General features: G+C 71.5%; 15 protein-coding genes. 11 read left to right on the top strand and 4 right to left on the bottom strand.

Annotated features, from left to right (window positions below; all coding sequences use genetic code 11):
- Together ABEA10_RS21165 and ABEA10_RS21160 are read left to right on the top strand one after the other, a co-directional pair.
- On the top strand, positions 1-1,049 hold a 1,049-nt coding region (locus tag ABEA10_RS21165; RefSeq protein ID WP_345466370.1), incomplete at its 5' end, for a sensor histidine kinase.
- A complete protein-coding gene (locus ABEA10_RS21160) occupies positions 1,046-1,705 on the top strand; it encodes a response regulator (protein ID WP_345466368.1) in 660 nt (219 codons plus the stop codon). The genes ABEA10_RS21165 and ABEA10_RS21160, both read left to right, overlap by 4 nt.
- Here the strand turns inward: ABEA10_RS21160 and ABEA10_RS21155 are convergent.
- Complete coding sequence (locus ABEA10_RS21155) at positions 1,681-2,283, bottom strand: TetR/AcrR family transcriptional regulator (protein WP_345466366.1); 603 nt, start codon at positions 2,281-2,283, stop codon at positions 1,681-1,683. The genes ABEA10_RS21160 and ABEA10_RS21155 overlap by 25 nt on opposite strands.
- 75 nt (positions 2,284-2,358) lie before the next feature.
- Between ABEA10_RS21155 and ABEA10_RS21150 the strand changes: the two genes are divergently transcribed.
- The gene (locus ABEA10_RS21150) at positions 2,359-3,255 is read left to right on the top strand and encodes an SAM-dependent methyltransferase (protein ID WP_345466364.1); all 897 of its coding nucleotides are present in this window, start codon (positions 2,359-2,361) and stop codon (positions 3,253-3,255) included.
- A gap of 71 nt (positions 3,256-3,326) precedes the next feature.
- The gene (locus ABEA10_RS21145) at positions 3,327-6,182 is read left to right on the top strand and encodes a helix-turn-helix transcriptional regulator (RefSeq protein WP_345466362.1); all 2,856 of its coding nucleotides are present in this window, start codon (positions 3,327-3,329) and stop codon (positions 6,180-6,182) included.
- 235 nt (positions 6,183-6,417) lie between these two features.
- Here ABEA10_RS21145 and ABEA10_RS21140 read toward each other — a convergent pair whose 3' ends face one another.
- On the bottom strand, positions 6,418-7,755 hold the full coding sequence (locus tag ABEA10_RS21140; protein ID WP_345466360.1) for a GAF domain-containing sensor histidine kinase: 1,338 nt from the start codon (positions 7,753-7,755) through the stop codon (positions 6,418-6,420).
- Positions 7,756-7,884: 129 nt separating this feature from the next.
- Entirely contained in the window at positions 7,885-9,279 is a 1,395-nt protein-coding gene (locus ABEA10_RS21135) for a carboxypeptidase regulatory-like domain-containing protein (RefSeq protein WP_345466357.1), read from the bottom strand.
- A gap of 103 nt (positions 9,280-9,382) precedes the next feature.
- Here ABEA10_RS21135 and ABEA10_RS21130 point away from each other — a divergent pair, with 103 nt between their 5' ends.
- Positions 9,383-9,985, top strand: coding sequence for a TetR/AcrR family transcriptional regulator (locus tag ABEA10_RS21130; protein ID WP_345466372.1), 603 nt, complete (start codon positions 9,383-9,385; stop codon positions 9,983-9,985).
- A 66-nt stretch (positions 9,986-10,051) separates the two neighbouring features.
- Here the strand turns inward: ABEA10_RS21130 and ABEA10_RS21125 are convergent, their stop codons facing one another.
- Positions 10,052-10,663, bottom strand: a complete 612-nt coding sequence (locus ABEA10_RS21125; RefSeq protein ID WP_345466355.1) for a hypothetical protein — start codon at positions 10,661-10,663, stop codon at positions 10,052-10,054.
- Positions 10,664-10,864: 201 nt separating this feature from the next.
- On the opposite strand from ABEA10_RS21125, the gene ABEA10_RS21120 reads away from it, so the two are divergent.
- The 6 genes from ABEA10_RS21120 to ABEA10_RS21095 all read left to right on the top strand — a co-directional run bounded on the left by ABEA10_RS21120 (position 10,865) and on the right by ABEA10_RS21095 (position 16,268).
- Complete coding sequence (locus ABEA10_RS21120; RefSeq protein ID WP_345466352.1) at positions 10,865-11,563, top strand: TetR/AcrR family transcriptional regulator; 699 nt, start codon at positions 10,865-10,867, stop codon at positions 11,561-11,563.
- Between the two features lie 2 nt (positions 11,564-11,565).
- A complete protein-coding gene (locus tag ABEA10_RS21115) occupies positions 11,566-12,318 on the top strand; it encodes an SDR family NAD(P)-dependent oxidoreductase (RefSeq protein WP_345466350.1) in 753 nt (250 codons plus the stop codon).
- 43 nt (positions 12,319-12,361) lie between these two features.
- Complete coding sequence (locus tag ABEA10_RS21110; RefSeq protein WP_345466348.1) at positions 12,362-12,979, top strand: UbiX family flavin prenyltransferase; 618 nt, start codon at positions 12,362-12,364, stop codon at positions 12,977-12,979.
- The gene (locus ABEA10_RS21105; RefSeq protein WP_345466346.1) at positions 12,957-14,372 is read left to right on the top strand and encodes a non-oxidative hydroxyarylic acid decarboxylases subunit C; all 1,416 of its coding nucleotides are present in this window, start codon (positions 12,957-12,959) and stop codon (positions 14,370-14,372) included. The genes ABEA10_RS21110 and ABEA10_RS21105 overlap by 23 nt, the downstream gene beginning before the upstream one ends.
- Entirely contained in the window at positions 14,369-14,614 is a 246-nt protein-coding gene (locus ABEA10_RS21100; RefSeq protein ID WP_345466343.1) for a non-oxidative hydroxyarylic acid decarboxylases subunit D, read from the top strand. The genes ABEA10_RS21105 and ABEA10_RS21100 overlap by 4 nt, the downstream gene beginning before the upstream one ends.
- A 220-nt stretch (positions 14,615-14,834) precedes the next feature.
- A complete protein-coding gene (locus ABEA10_RS21095) occupies positions 14,835-16,268 on the top strand; it encodes a serine hydrolase domain-containing protein (protein ID WP_345466340.1) in 1,434 nt (477 codons plus the stop codon).
- Positions 16,269-16,272 lie beyond the last annotated feature (4 nt).

Genomic DNA, 16,272 nt, shown 5'->3' with positions numbered 1-16,272 from the left:
TGTTCCACGGCCACGAGACGCACGTCGGCGAGCTGCCGGCCCGCCCCTTCGACGACCTGGCGATCGTCCTGCTCGCCCTCCAGACCCTCCCGCTCGCCGTGCGCCGACGGTGGCCGGCCGCTTGCATCGCCCTCATCTCGTTCGGCTTCGTCGTCACACAGCTCCGCGGCTACCACATGGTCGCGAGCACCGCACTGTCCTTCGCGCTGCTGAGCACGGGCGCCCACCTGGAGCGTTACCGGCGCGCCACCGCGGCGGTCCTGTCCGCGGTGTACGTCGTGCTGGCGGTCGAGCTCCACCGGCTCGGCGGGAACGAGAAACTGGGCGGATTCGTGGTGTTCTACGTGGGGCTGGCTCTCGGGTGGGGCATCGGGTCCTGGCTGCGCTCCACCCGGGCCGCCGAGGCCGAGCACCGGAGCCGTATCGCCGAGGCCACCCTCACCGCCGAACGCACCCGCATCGCCCGCGAACTCCACGACGTCGTCACCCACCACGTCACGGCCATGGTCGTCCAGGCCGAGGCCGCGCGCTACCTGACCGCCGCACCCGACCGCCTCGACGCGACCCTGACCGCCGTCACCGACACCGGCCGGCGCGCCATCACCGACCTGCGGCACCTGCTCGACCTGCTCAACCCCGACCACGACACCCAGATCGACACGCCGTCCGTCGGCGACCTCCGCACGCTCGTGGAGCAGACGCGCCAGGCCGGGCAGCCCGTGGAGTTCACCGAGGAGGGCGAACGCGCCGAATCGGCCGGCAGCGCCGAGTTCGTGGCCTATCGGGTCGTGCAGGAAGGCCTGACGAACGCCCTCAAGTACGCCCACGGCAGCCGCACCGTGGTCCGCGTACGCCATACGAGAGAGGAGATCACCGTGGAGGTCGGCACTGACGGCTCCGGATCGCGGAGCGGCTCCCCCGACGGGAGCGGGCGGGGTCTCGTCGGGCTCCGCGAGCGGGTCGACGCCCTGGGCGGAGAGTTCAGCGCGGACCGGCGGGCGGGCGGCTTCCTCGTACGGGCACGCATCCCCGCGGGGAGCCCGTCGTGAGCGCCTCGGTCCGGGTGCTGGTCTGCGACGACCAGGCACTGATCCGCACCGGGTTCGCGACGATCATCGATGCGCAGCCCGACCTGGAGGTGGTGGGTGAGTGCGGGGACGGGCGCGCGGCGGTCGACCTCGCCCGCCGGCTGAAGCCCGACATGGTGGTGATGGACGTACGGATGCCGGTGCTCGACGGCATCGAGGCGACCCGGCTGCTGGCCGGTGCCGGGGTGGAGCATCCCATCAAGGTGCTCGTGGTGACGACGTTCAACCTGGACGAGTACGTCTACGAGGCGCTGCGCGCGGGGGCGAGCGGGTTCCTGCTCAAGGACGCCCCGCCGGCGCAGCTGCTGCACGGCATCCGGACCGTCGCGACCGGTGCCGCGCTGCTGGCGCCCGAGGTGACGCGGCAGCTCGTGGGCAGGTACGCCGCGCGGATCCGCCCCGCCGAGCGCACATCGGGCGACACCGCGCTGACCCCGCGCGAACTGGAGGTGCTGCGCCTCATCGCCAACGGCCTGTCCAACAGCGAGATCGCCGCGACGCTGGTGATCAGCCAGGAGACCGTCAAGACGTACGTCTCGCGCATCCTCACCAAGCTCGACCTGCGTGACCGTGTGCAGGCGGTGGTCTACGCCTACCGCAACGGCCTGGTGACCTGAGAGCTCTGGCCGCGGAGGAAGTGTTCCACGATGTGCGCGCACAGCTCTTCGTCGAGCGGTTCGGACGTGAGGAGGCGGCGGTAGACCAGCGGCCCCAGCAGCTGGGCCAGCGCGGTCTCGACGTCCAGGCGCGGCAGTGAGCCGTCCGCGACGGCCTCCTGCAGCACGGCTCTGACGGGCGCCTGCCGGTCCGCGACGAACCGGGCCGCCACCGTCGCGATCTCAGGCTCCCGCCGGGCCGCGTCCAGCAGTGCCGGTATGGCGTGTGCCCACGGCTCGACCTCCATCTGGCGTGCGAGCCCGCCGAGGACGGAGGTCAGGCGCTGGGAGAGGGTTCCGTCGGCCGCCGTCCGCGGTACGGGCGGCGGCAGGAGGTGCCGCAGGCCCGCCAGGACCAGTGCCTGGCGGGTGGGCCAGTGCCGGTAGACGGTGGCGCGTGCCACTCCGGACCGTGCCATCACGGCGTCGACGGTGACTCCCCGGACGCCCTTTTCGACGAGCAGGGACGCCACCGCGTCCAGGACCCGTGCCCGGCTGCGCACCACCCGCGGGTCGGCCTCATCGCTTGTAGCAGTCATAACGAGACGCTAGCATCTTGTAACAAGACGTTATTGTCTCGTTTCTTCGCGTAGCGCTGAGAGGGAGGTCATGGCATGACCGAGCGACATGAGGCCGAAGGGCTGGCCGGCATCGCCGCGACGAGCCTGGTGGTGGCGGCCGCTCGCGCGGCGGAGCAACACCGGGACGACCGGCTCTTCGAGGACCCGTTCGCCGAGCTGTTCCTCCGCGCGGCCGGCGCCGAGGGCACGGCCACCGGCGCCGACGACACGGCCACCGGTGACGAGGCGCGACTTCTCATCGGCGAAGGGATGCGCACCTTCCTCCGGGAGATGGGCGACCAGCCCGCGGTGCGTACGGCATACCTCGACGAGCAGCTGCTCCGCGCGGCGCGCGAGGGCTGTCACCAGGTCGTGCTTCTCGCGGCGGGGATGGACACCCGGGCGTTCCGGCTGCACTGGCCGGAGGAGACCCGGGTGTTCGACGTGGACTTCGCCGAGGTGCTCCGCTTCAAGCTGCGGGTGCTCGAGCAGGCCGGGGCCACCGCCCGCTGCGATCATCGGCCGGTGCCGGCGGACCTGCGCCGTGACTGGCCGGCCGAGCTGCGGGCGCGGGGTTTCTCGGCCCGGGAGCCCACCGCCTGGCTGGCCGAGGGCATTCTCTACGCCCTGCCGTCCACCGCCGCGGACGCCCTGCTCCAGCAGATCACATCTCTGTCCGCGCCCGGGAGCGTCTTCGCCGCGGACCACATCAAGGGGTCACCGGCCCTCGACTCGGCCATCGCCGCCATGTCCGCGGACCTGGTGGACAGCTGGCAGAGCGGCCCGGCGGGCGCACTCGACGCGTGGCTGGCCGGCCACCACTGGACGCCCCGTGTCGACAGCCTGGCCACGGTGGTCGGCCGATATGGCCGGCCGGTCCCGTCGGTGTTCGACGCGCGGCGCTCCGACACCAGCCGGGGGTGGCTGGTCACCGCCCGGCGCGGCCGCTGAGCGCTCGACCTCCGAGTGCCTGTCGGCACATTCACGCAGGTCAATGGGAGATTCGGTATGTTTTTGGGGTGATGTCTGGCAGCCGTCCGCCGGGCGTGTCCACCCCCGGTCCGGGGGGTGCGGCCGACGGCGGCTTCGGAGGGGCGTCGCGGTCCGGCTGGCGCGGCAGGGACCGTGAGTCGGAGATCCTGACGCGCCTGCTGCGCGCGGCGCACAGCGGCCGTGGCGGGGTGCTGCTGGTCGAGGGCGAGTCGGGAATCGGCAAGACCCGGCTGCTGGAAGAGGCGGTCGAGACCGCCGCGGCGATGGGGTTCATGCTCGCCCGTGGCGCGGCGGACGAGCTGGGCCGCGTGGTGCCGCTGGCGCCGCTGATGTCGGCGTTCGGGGAGACGACCCAGACGCTGCTCGGGTCCCAGGAGCCCGCCGACGGGACGGACGTGCGGCTGCGGCTGGTGGAGGGACTCCAGGCGCGGTTGGAGGAGCGCGCCGCACGCGGCCCGCTCCTGGCCACCCTGGACGACCTGCACTGGGCGGACCCCATGACCCTCCTGGCGTTGCGTTCGCTGATCCCCGAGCTGGCGTCCTACCCGCTGGTGTGGGTCCTGTCGCGGACGACGGGGCGGGGGGACTCCGGTGCCGAGCGGTTGTACGAGGCCCTGGAACGCGACGGTGCCACGCGGATCGTGCTGGGTGCGCTGGAGGATCGGGCCGTGGCCGAGATCATCACCGACGAACTCGGCGCGGAGCCGAGCCCGGAGCTGTTGCGGCTGGCGGACGGGGCGAGCGGCAAGCCGTTCCTGCTGGTGGAGTTGCTCTGCGGGCTCCGGGACGAGCACGCGGTCCAGACCGTGGACGGCCGGGCGAGGCCGGCCTCGTCGCGACTGCCGCGCCGCATCCAGCAGATCGTGCACGGCCGGCTGTACGGGCTGTCGCCCCGTACCCGCCATCTGCTGCAGGTGGCGGCGATCTTGGGCCGTTCCTTCGAGGCGGACGACGTCGCGGACATGCTCGGTGAGCCGCCCGCCCGGCTGTTGCCGGCGTTGGAGGAGGCCGAGGCGGCAGGTGTCCTGACGGCCGGCCCGGGCTTGCTGAGCTTCCGGCACGACCTGGTCTGGCTGGCCGTGACGGAGACCATGGCCCCCTCGGTGCGCCAGGCCCTGCACCGCCAGGCCGGGAGGATGCTTCTCGACCGCGGCGGATCGGTGGTGGTCGCCGCCGCGCACCTGAGGGACAGCGCCCGCACGGGCGACGCGGCCGCCTTGGCGGGCCTCGACCAGGCCGCGCGGGAGGTCCTGCCGGCGTCCCCCGAGACAGCGGCCGACCTGGCCGTACGCGCCCTGGACCTCACCGCCCCCGGCGACGGCAGGCGATCCGACCGCGCGCTGATCGCCGTGCGCGCGCTGACGACCGCAGGTGCGCTGAACGAGGCGGTGAGACTGGCCCAGGCCAACCTGAGTACGGCCACGCCGCCCGGCCACACCGCGCGGTTGCGCTATGAACTGGCATACGCGCTGCTCCAGGCCGGCCGCATCGCGGATGCCGTGGCCGAAGCCGAGAAGACGCTCGGCCAGGGCGATCTTCCCGACGAGCTCCGTGGCCTCATCGATCAGGTGCTGTTCATGGGACCGCTGGGCAGCCAGGCCCACCGGCGTGCGCGGAGTCGCGCCGAGGGCGTTCTGGCCGCCCCGCGGCGGCACAGCGAGTCATCGCTGGTCGCCGCACACCTGATCCTCGCCGACATCGCGTGGGGTGAGGGCCGGGCCGCCGACGGCCTCGAACACAGCCGCGAAGCCGCACGCATCGTCTCCGGCGACCCGATCCGGCTCACCCACCCGCACCTCCTGCACGCCTGCACGCTCATGGACATGCGGCGGCTCCCGGAGGCGACGACCGCGCTGCGGGTCGCCACCGAACAGATCACGGCGCTCGGAACCACCGCGTACGCCGCCGTCCCCACGCTGCTGCGCGCCCGGCTGCGGCTGATCGAAGGGCGCCTGGAGGACGCCGCCGCCGAGGCCAGGGCCGGGCTCGCCACGGCCGACGAGCTGGGCGCGCACCTGTACGACCGGTTCGGCACCACCGTGCTCGCCATCGTAGCCCTGCGCCGCGGTGACCTGGAGAGCGCCGCGGACTTCGCCGGCCGCAGCCGCTCGCATCACCTGCCGGGCGTCGACCCCATGTCCGCCTGGTGGTGGGCCAACTGGGGTCCGGCGCTGGTCGCCGAGGCCCAGGACGGGCCGGAGCAGGCGTTCGACCTCCTCCACCCCGTGTACACCGACCCGGGCGAACGGTATCGGCTGCTCATGGCCGAAGCCGACGCCGCGGCGTGGCTGACCCGGATCGCCCTCGCCGTCGGTGACCGTACCGGCGCCCGGACCGCCACCGACGCGGCCGAGCGCCTCGCCCGCGACAACCCCGGCTTCCCCACCCTCGCCGCCTCCGCCGCGCAGGCTCACGCGCTGCTGCACCAGGACGCCGCGGCGCTGGCCCGCGCCGCAGCCACCCACGTCGGCCCCTGGAGCCGCGCCTCCGCCGCCGAGGACCTCGGCGTTCTGCACGCGCACGGCGACGCGGACCGCGAAGCGGCGATCCACCATCTCGACCAGGCGCTCGAGGCCTACCAGGGGGCCGGCGCACCACGGGACGCGGCGCGCGTCCGCGCCCGGCTGCGCCGGCTCGGCGTACGGCGCCGCCACTGGGGCCAGGCCCAGCGCCCGTCGTCCGGATGGGCCAGCCTCACCGACACCGAACGCAAGGTCGCCGCCCTCGCCGGCCAGGGACTCACCAACCCCCAGATCGCCGCGCAGATGTTCATCTCGCGAGAGACCGTGAAATTCCACCTCAGCCAGGTCTTCCGCAAGCTGAACATCGCCTCCCGCGTCGAGCTCGCCCGCCTCATCAGCCGGCCCGACCCCCCGCGGCCCTAGCCGGTGTGAACCGGTCCTGACCGGGCCCCAGCCTTCCCCTCTGAGCAAGGGCCCGGTCAGACCGCCAGTACCGCGAGCTCGAGCGGCGGCGGCGGCGCTTTCAGGCGACCGAGCCGTCTCCCCATAGCGGCCCGGCCAACCGCTTCACCGCGAGCTCAGAGCGGCACTGAATGAATACTCGGCCGAGAACGCGTGCGGCGTATCCCCCATCGGGTGGGGGTTGTCCGATGAGGGGCTAGGGACGGGAGTTCGACGGCCCGCCGGCCTCGTACCCGTTGGTCCCGTAGTGCAGCGGGATTCTGATCAGCAGTGACGTGCCCTCGCCCGGTGGGCTGGTGAGCCGGATGTCGCCGCCGAGCGGTTCGACGCGGTCCCTGAGCCCGATGAGCCCGGACCCGCCGCCGAAGTCGGCTCCGCCCACGCCGTCGTCGTCGACCGCGATGCGGACGGTTTCGTCCTCGACGTGGATGACGACGTCCACCTCACTGGCGTGCGCGTGTTTGAGGGCGTTGGTCAGCGCCTCGGAGACGGTGTAGTAGGCGGCCGCCTCCAGGGGTTCGGCCAGCTGCCGGCCGATGCGCAGGTCGAGCTTCACCGGGATGGGGGAGCGGCGTGCCAGCGATCGGACGGCGGCGTCGAGTCCGCCTTGGGTCAGGGCGGCCGGATACAGCCCGTGGGAGATCTCCTGCAGGTCGTGCAGGACGCTGGTCAGCCCGCCGGCCGTACGGGCCAGCTGCTCTTTGAGTTCGGGGTGTTCGGGTGGGACGGAGGCCTCCACGGCGCGGAGTTCGAGTCCGAGGCAGATGAGGCGTTGTTGCGCGCCGTCGTGCAGGTCGCGTTCGAAGCGTCGGCGGGCCGCGTCGGAGGCGGCGACGACGCGGGCGCGGGCGGCGAGGAGTTCGGCGCGGGTCTCGGCGTTGGCGATCGCGGTGCCGACGAGTGCCATGAACCGCAGCATGCGTTCCTCGGTGTCGGCGGGCTGTGGCGTGCGACCGGACGACGCGTTTCCCGCGAAGCCCCACAGACGGCCCTGGACCATGATGGGGCAGGCGACGGCGTACTTGATCCCGCGGGCGCGGGTCCACGCGCCGATCTCGGTGTCGGCACGGGCGTAGTCGGTGAACCGCGCCGGCCTTCCGGTCCGGGCGACCGCGGCGTCCACGATGCCGTCGTCGATGGGCCAGCGCCCGCCCAGAGGAGGCATGATGTCGGGTATTCCGGCGCGTCTCCAGTGGCCGACCACGGTGCTCGTACGGTCCGGCTCGTAGCGGTTGATGATGACGTAGTCCGCCCCCAGCAGGCACCCCATCTCGCGGGCGACGGCACGGATGATGTCCGCCGACGGGACTCCCTGCGCCACGAGCGTCGCGACGCGCAGGAGCGCTCCCTGCTCGTCGGCGAGTCGCTGGAGGCGTGTCCGGCCGCCCTCCGGAGACGCCGAGCGCACCGTGTGCGGCAGACGGCCGGCGACGTGAGCGGACCCACGGCGGACCAGGCGGACGACGAGGTGGGTCAGACGGCCGGCGGCGAGTCCTACGGCATCACGTGCGTTGCGTAGCCCAATGACCTCCATGAAGATCACTCCGTGCTCTGGCGGATCGGGCGAGATCGATGGCCGGGCGGGTGGCGATCGATGACCGTCCGTGGCTTTTCCCCAGCCTACCGAGGCCACGGAGACACGCCGGAGCTGAGGCGCCCGCGGTCACCCGCGCCCGCTGTTCACATAACCCGGAACGGTCTGCTGGCGAGGCGTCAGGACGAAGTCCTGGTTCACGGGTGCGGCCATGCTGAGCAGCAGGCGTGTGGCGACCGGCTGCCGGCCCGGGCCACCGGCGACGACCACGGCGAACCCTTCGTGGAACCCCGTGGCCGCGTACTCGCCGTTCTGGTCCGTACGGGTATGGAGGAGCTGGCGGCCGTGCGCGTCGGTGACCGTGATCGTGACGCCGGCCAGCGGCTCGCCGACGGGACCGCTGACCCTCCCGGTGAGCATCGCCGGTTGCTCGCCGAAGTGATGCCGGTGCGGGGGAAGCGCGACCGGCTCGGGGAGCTCCACGGTGGGATCTTCCGGGGGAGGCGCGGAGACGTATCGCGTGATGCCCGCCTGCGCCTCGCGGACGAGCTGTCGTAGCTGCTTGACGTACCCGAGCACGATGAGCGCGGTGCCGGCCGCGATCCAGGCGCACAGCACCGCGGTGGGCCGCCCCAGCTGCCGGTCGTCGAAGTAGTTGACGTTGCGCAGGGCGTCGGCGGCATTGCCCATCGGCAGGATCGGGTGGAGGAAGTGGAAGAAGCCCGAGAGCAGGTCGGCGGGGACGGTGAGGCCGCTGGAGGGCACGCTGAGCATGATGAACAACGTCACGGCGGCCCCGGGGAAGAACGGGCCGAGAAAGGCCACGAGCCCGTACGAGGTCAGTGACACCGACTGGGTCAGCAGGAACAGATACAGCATGGCGAGCGGGTGCTGCGGGATCGCGTCCATCCCGTACGCGCCGGCGAGGTAGCAGGCGACGGTGGTGACGGCGCCGGCCAGGAGCATCGTGGCCACATGCGCCCGGCGGCTGAAGCCCACCGCGCGCTGCATGGCGACCACCAGGAAGTAGGCGGGGAGAGTGCAGGCCATCAGCAGGTAGAACGGGCTGGTGCCCAGGGCGTCTCCCCGCCTGGTCGGGACCAGTTCGTGGAAGCCGAGGGTGGCGCCGGTCTGCTGGGTCGCGGAGGTGAAGACCTGGCGGATCATCGACTCCATGGCGGCGCCGTCCGCCTTGGCGCCGTACAGCTGCGGATGGTGGGGAGCCGGCGTGAACGCCGCCACCGCGTCGTTGTTCAGGACGGCGGAGCGCGCCTCGGCCGCGGAGTCGAACGGCTGCAGGGTGAAGCCGCCGGGGATCGCGGTGTCGAGCTGGTGTTGCAGCTGCGCCGTCGCGGCCGGTGGAGCGGCGACCGCGACCTTGACGTGGTGCGGCGTCGGGTCGTGGAAGGCCAGCAGGAAGGAGAAGAGCAGTCCCGCCAGGAAGAGCGCCGGGAGCCAGAGGCCCATCACGAGTGTTCGCACGACCTCGCCGGCACGTGTCTTCTTTGCATGCGCAGATGCCATGCGGCTCAGCTTAGCGAATCTTGCAGTTCTGCAATTTTGCGCCCATGCAACTCGTCCGTCACGAGTACGCTGGCGCTCGCCGCGATGAGAGGACTTGATCGACATGCAGGGCGCGACTCCAGGGCTTCGCGAACGTAAGAAGGCCGAGACTCGCGAGGCCCTGCGCGCCGCCGCCATCCGGCTCTTCCTGGAGCGCGGCCCCTCGGCGGTCACCGTGACCGACATCTGTGAAGCCGCCCGGGTCTCCCCCCGGACCTTCTTCAACTACTTCGAGAACAAGGAGGCGGCGGTCCTCGCCTGGGACCAGCGCCTCGCCGACGAGTTCGTCGCCAGACTCGGCGCACGGCCACCGCACGAACCACCGCTCACCGCCGTGCGCCGGGCGCTGGACGACACCCTGCCCAGCTTCGCCGCACAGACCGGATGGCACGCGCGCAAGGAGCTGTTCGGCACGTATCCCGAACTCAGATCGAAGATCCTGCAGGCGGTCTTCGGCCTCGAGGCCAGGCTCGTCGGCCCCCTCGCCGACCGCATCGGATGCCCGGCGGACAGCCTCTATCCGCAACTGCTCGCGGGAGCGACCGTGGTGGTCTTCCGCGTCGCCTTCACCACCTGGACCCCGGACAAGGGGATCGAGGGCCTGCAACTGCTCATCGACCAGGCGTTCGACCACCTGGCCGCCGGTCTCTCCGCCCCCGCTTCCTGACCGCCGCGCCCGGCGGCCCGGTCCGCGGCGGTGGCACGGAGGACCGTTCGCCGCCCGTGCGGCCGGTCAGGGTCTTGGGTCCGGGGTCCGTCCGGACGGGCGGCCCTGCCGGGGCTCGATGAGCGTGAAGAGCCGGATGCGGGTCAGTCGCGGCTCCACTCCGGTCAGGCCGCTGCGGATCCACGCCAGGTGGACGGTCAGGCGGATCAGCTGGCGGGCCGCGTAGAAAAAGAGCGCCGCCAGCGGCAGCTCGCCGACCAGCGCCGTCACGACACTGAGCGGGAACTCGTCCGAGCCCCACGACAACATGACGTCGAACCACGCGTCGCAGACCAGCAGCGTGGAGGTGACGAGCATGCCGACGATCGCCACCTGCCGCTTGCCCAGTATGGCCAGCGCGGTGCCGGCCAAGGCCGCCAGCAGGGCGATGTCGAAGCCCGTCCAGGTCGCCGACCACTGGTCGGCCGTGTAGTTCCCGGGCAGGGTCAACGCCAGGTAGACGATCCAGGGAACCAGCCACACACACGAGCCGATCGTCAATGCGATGAAGAGCCGGCGCCCCTTGCGGTGGCCCGGATCATCCAGCGGATCCTCCTCGGCGAGCTCGGCCAGCGCCCGCATGAGCGCGGCGCGCTCGCTCGGCTCCATGCGCCGCAGGTCGTCCCTGCTCCACTCCATCGCCCTGACTCCATCGTGTGCGTCCTTCACCGTACGCCGCCGGTGCCGTCGCCGGCCATGCGGGCCGCAGCTCCTGTCGCGTCCGCCGCCGTTCCTTGATCTCCTGTGCGTATCGGCGCAGGTCAAAAGGCTATTGAGGCCTTGACAGCCGACGGGTCGAGCGTGCATATTTGAGTGACTGGTCAATCAAGAGAGGGCGACATGGCTGAGGTTCCAACGCCGACCGGCGCACCGCGGCGCCGCGCCGCCAGGCGGCGGGCGCCCGGTGCGGAGGGCGCCCGGGAGCGCATCATGGACGCCGCTCAGCGCCTGTTCGCCGAGCGCGGCTACGACGCCACCTCGACCGCGAAGATCGCCGCGGCGGCCGATGTCCCTTCGGGCCTGGTGTTCTACTACTTCGCCACCAAGCGGGACCTGCTGATGGCGGTGATCCGGGAGCGTGCCTACCGCGGCACTCTGCCCCGGGTGGTCACCGGGGCCGGTGACGACGGCGTCGAGGAGGTGCTGCGGCGCGCCGTCACGGAGCTGGCCGAGGTCTTCGGCCGCAGCCGGAACAGCCAGATGATCCTGTTCCGGGAGGCTCACGTCGACCCGGAGCTGCGGGAGCTGGCCGCGCGCCTGGTGGCCTCCTCGACGGGAGACCTGGCGGACCTGCTCGCGGCGGTCCCGGAGGTCGAGGCGGATGCCGACGGCCGGGCGGCGGTCGCCCGCCTGCTGATCAGCGGTCTGCTGATGGACAACTTCCTGCGCCCGGACGGCGTGGACGCGGCGCGGTCCGAGCCTGCCGTACGCCTGCTGGCCGGCGCGCTGACCGGCCGTGCCGCCCGGCCGGACCCCGCCACCGAGACGGGCCGTACGGAGCGGCGCCGCGCGCAGGACTCTTCGGGGGAGGAGCGGTGAGAATGACCACGGAGCCGGGAAGGGTGGCCCTGATCGCGGGCGGAAGCCGCGGCATCGGCGCGGCGACCTCACGCCTGCTCGCCTCGCGGGGCATGCGCGTGGTGGTGAACTACCGGTCCAGCGTCGAGGACGCGGAGGAGGTGGTCGCCTCCATCCACGCCCGTGACGGTGAGGCCATGGCGGTGCGGGCCGACGTGGACGACCCGCCACAGGTGCACGCGCTCGTGGAGGCGGTGGCGACGCGCTGGGGCGCGATCGACGTCATGGTGAACACCGCCCTGATCCCGTACGCCATCAAGTCCTTCCAGGAGATGAGCTGGGAGGAATTCGGCGGCAAGATCCACGACGAGATGCTGGCCGCCTTCGAGCTCACCAAGGCCGTGACACCGGCCATGATCGACAAGGGGTACGGCCGGATCGTCCATGTGGCGACCGATCTGGCCCGGCACCCACGAGCGGGCATGATGGCGTTGGGCAGCGCGAAAGCCGCGCTGGTGCAGTTCACCCGCTATGTCGCCCAGGAGCTGGGGCCCTACGGCATCACCGTCAACGTCGTCTCGCCCGGTCCGGTCGACACGCGGATCGGCGCGTCGCGCTCCCGGGAGCTGGAGGACCGGATCGTGGCGTCGACGCCGCTGCGGCGCATCGCCCGGCCGGAGGACGTGGCCGAGACCATCGCCTTCTTCGCCGGCGACGGGAGCGGATTCCTGACCGGCACCTGTACCCCCGTCAACGGCGGACTGGCCATGGACTAGACGCGGCCACGGAAAGCGCACGGCCACGGGGGAAGGAGAAGGCATGCGACTGGTGATCGGGATGACCGGCGCGACAGGAGCCGTGCTGGGCATCCGGCTGCTGGAACGCCTACGCGACCTTGAGGTGGAGACCCATCTGGTCCTCAGCCGGTGGGCCCGCACCACCATCGAGCTGGAAACGCCGTACCGCGTACGAGAGGTCGCGGACCTGGCCACGGTGGTGCACGGCGCCGCGGACCACACCGCACCGATCGCGAGCGGATCGTTCCCGACCTCCGGCATGATCGTGGCGCCGTGCAGCATGAAGACGCTCGCGGCCATCCGTCACGGTTACGGCGAGGGGCTGATCCCCCGCGCCGCGGACGTCACGCTCAAGGAGCGCCGTCGCCTGGTGCTGATGGCCCGGGAGGCCCCGCTCAGCGAGATCCACCTGGAGAACATGCTCGCGCTCGCCCGGATGGGCGTGGTGGTCCTGCCGCCCGTGCTCGGCTTCTACAACGACCCCCAGAGCCTGGACGACGTGGTCGCGCACCTCACCGCCCGGGTGCTGGACCAGTTCGGGCTGGACTCGCCCGCGGCCAAGCGCTGGACCGGCCTGCCACGTCCCGCGGACGAGGCGTCACCCCGGAGGAGATCTGATGCCGTACGCCGACCTGCGTGAGTTCCTGCGGGCCCTGGAGAAGGCCGGGCAGCTGCTGCGCATCACCGACGAGGTCATGCCCGAACCGGACCTCGGCGCGGCGGCACGCGCCGCGAACAACCTGGGTGACCGCTCCCCGGCGCTGTTGTTCGACAACATCCACGGCTACCGGGACGCGACCGTGGCGCTCAACGTCATCGGCTCGTGGCCCAACCACGCGCTGATGATGGGGCTGCCCGCCGACACCCCGGTGAAGGAGCAGTTCTTCGCCTTCGCCGAACGCTACCGCGCCTTCCCGGTCGCGCCCGAGCGCCGAGGCGCCGCGCCCTGGCAGGAGGTCGGCGTCCGCCACGGCATCAACCTGTTCGAACTGCTGCCGCTGTTCCGCCTCAACCGGCACGACGGCGGCTTCTACATAGACAAGGCCTGCGTGGTCACCCGTGACCCGGACGATCCCGGCGACTTCGGCAGGCAGAACGTCGGCATCTACCGCCTCCAGGTCAAGGGCCCCGACGTCCTTGGCATCCAGCCGGTGCCCCAGCACGACGCCGGCCTGCACCTGCGCCTGGCCGAGGAACGCGGGGAGAACCTGCCGATCGCGATCGCGGTGGGCACCGAACCCGTCATCGGCGTCGTGGCCGGCATGCCCCTGGCCTACGACCAGTCCGAGTACGAGATGGCCGGCGCCATCCAGGGCGCCCCCTACTCCATCACCGCCGCGCCGCTGACCGGCCTGGACGTGCCCTGGGGCGCGGAGGTCGTGCTCGAAGGCGAGGTCCTCGCCGGGCGGCGGGAGCTGGAGGGTCCCTTCGGGGAGTTCACCGGGCACTACACCGGCGGGCGCCGCCTGCCGGTGGTGAAGATCCACCAGGTGTCCATGCGACCGCGTCCGATCTTCGAACAGCTCTATCTGGGCATGCCCTGGACCGAGCTCGACCACATGGTGGGCATCAACACCTGCGTGCCGTTGTACGAACAGCTCAAGGCGGACTTCCCGGAGATCGAAGCCGTCAACGCGATGTACACCCACGGCCTGGTCGCCATCATCTCCACCCGGCGGCGGTACGGCGGCTTCGCCAAGGCCGTCGGGCTGCGGGCGCTGACCACCCCGCACGGGCTGGCCTACTGCAAGGTCGTCATCGTGGTCGACGAGACGGTGGACCCCTTCAACCTGCCGCAGGTGATGTGGGCCCTGTCCACGAAGTTCCACCCCGGCCGTGACACGGTGCGCGTCCCCGGCCTGTCGGTGACGCCCCTCGACCCCGGGTCCGAACCCCCCGGCGTCACCGACAAGCTCATCCTCGACGCCACCACCCCCGTGGCTCCGGACGTGCGCGGCCACCACGGCCACCAGGTGCACGACCCGGCGGAGACCGCCCGCTGGGAGGCCTTCCTCAAGGAGCGAATCGCATGACGGCCGCGACCACCACCTGTCCCCGCTGCCGTTGTGACCAGGCCCGTACGGTGGCCGCCTCACCGGTCCCCGGCTGCTGGACGGTGCACTCCTGCCCGGCCTGCTCCTACACCTGGCGCTCCACCGAACCGCCCGAAGCCACCGATCCCGAACGCTTTCCGTCCGCCTTCACCATCGACACCGACACCATTTCCACTCTTGCGGAGTTTCCGGCGATTCCCGCCCGCCGCGGCGACGGTTAAAGTGCCGCCATCGAGAATGCCGACCCGGCGCCAAGTACGACCGCCGGCGTTTCGGTGAAGCCCGCCGAGGGGACGACGTCAGTGGATCATGCGGCATGAACTGAGAATGGCGAGCCGTTGACGTGTTTCTCGCCCTAGGGAAGTCGCCGCCGCGAGGCATGGTCATTGCCTGAGAACGCGAGCCCGGTCCGTTGTCTCGTTCTGCCAGGGCGGTTGCTTCATGGGGATTCCGAAGAGCTTGGCGATCGCCGTGTCGGGCTCGGTTCTCGTCGGATGTGCCTCTCTCGCCGCGGGTGCCGTCACGGCCGGTGCGGCTGCGAAAGCCGGCCCCGGCGATGGTTGCTGCGGGCCCCACGGTGACCGGTCGCGCGACCTCACCCGGAACCGCCATCGGCAACGGGTCATCGCCAGAATCCGGAACGGCAACGTCAACAAGAGCCGCAGCGACGTGCGGCAACGCCGGCACCGTGCACCCGAGTCCGTCGCGCCCGCCTCCGGCGCGACCGGGTCGTCCGCGCCTCCGGCTCCCGATCCGCTGCCCACCTCACCGGCGCCGCCCGGCGATCCGACCGCCGCGGCGATGCGGGCGTACCTGCGGGGCCTGGCCGAGAACGGCTTCACCGGGTCGGTGCAGGTGGTTCGCCGTGGGCAGGTGCTGGCGCGTTTCGCCGCCGGCGAGGCCGACGAGAAGAACCACATTCCCCTCCGGCCGGACACGGTCTTCCGGCTCGCCTCGGTCACCAAGCAGTTCACCGCGATGCTCATTCTCAAGCTGCGCGACCAGGGGCTGCTCCGCCTCGACGATCCGGTCTGCCCGTACCTCATTCCGACGTTCATCAAGGCCTGTCCCAAGGCGTGGCGGACCATCACGGTCCGCGAGACCGTCACGCACACCTCGGGAATTCCCGATATCCAGAACCTGCCCGGCTTCTACGCCGAACTTTCGCAGCCGACCACCATTCAGGAGCTCATCCAGCGGTTCATCAACCTGCCACTGGACTTCCCGCCCGGCACGAGCTGGAAGTACACCAACTCCGGCTTCATCCTGGCCGGGGCGATCATCGAGACGGTGACGCACAAGCCGTACGGCGCCGTACTGCACGATGAGATCACCGGGCCGCTGAAGCTTCCCCACACCGGCTTCAGCCCGGGAGACCCGCCTCCCGGGTACGCGAAGGGCTACTTCACGCTCGGGTCGCCCGCCCCGCCCATCAACGGCTCGCAGGCGTACTCCGCGACCGGCATCTTCTCCAACACCGACGACCTCGTCCGCTGGGACCGCTCGTTCGGCGCGTACCTGGTCGCGCCACCCGCCACCGTCAGGGAGGCGTTCACACCCCAGGCGCCGTGCCCGCCCGGCGGCTGCCTCAACCTGCCGTCGTACGCGTACGCCTTCGGCTGGCTCCTCGACCGGCTGGACGGGCCCAGTTTCTCCCCGACCAACCCGCCCCGACCGACCTCCCGGTTCTCCCCGACCAACCCGCCCCGACCGACCTCCCGGCTCGTATACCACCCCGGTCTTCTCCAGGGGTACGCCGCGAGCAACATGTACCTGCCCGACGACGACATCGAGGTGGTCGTGCTCAGCAACGTGCAGGACACCGACACCAACGGCATCGCCCGCCACCTGGCCGAGATGGCCCTCGAGTCCTAGGCGA

This window comes from Actinoallomurus oryzae (assembly GCF_039541955.1).
Taxonomy (GTDB): domain Bacteria; phylum Actinomycetota; class Actinomycetes; order Streptosporangiales; family Streptosporangiaceae; genus Actinoallomurus; species Actinoallomurus oryzae.
The sequence above is the reverse complement of the archived record's forward strand: the minus strand, read 5'-3'. Positions and strand labels throughout refer to the sequence as shown.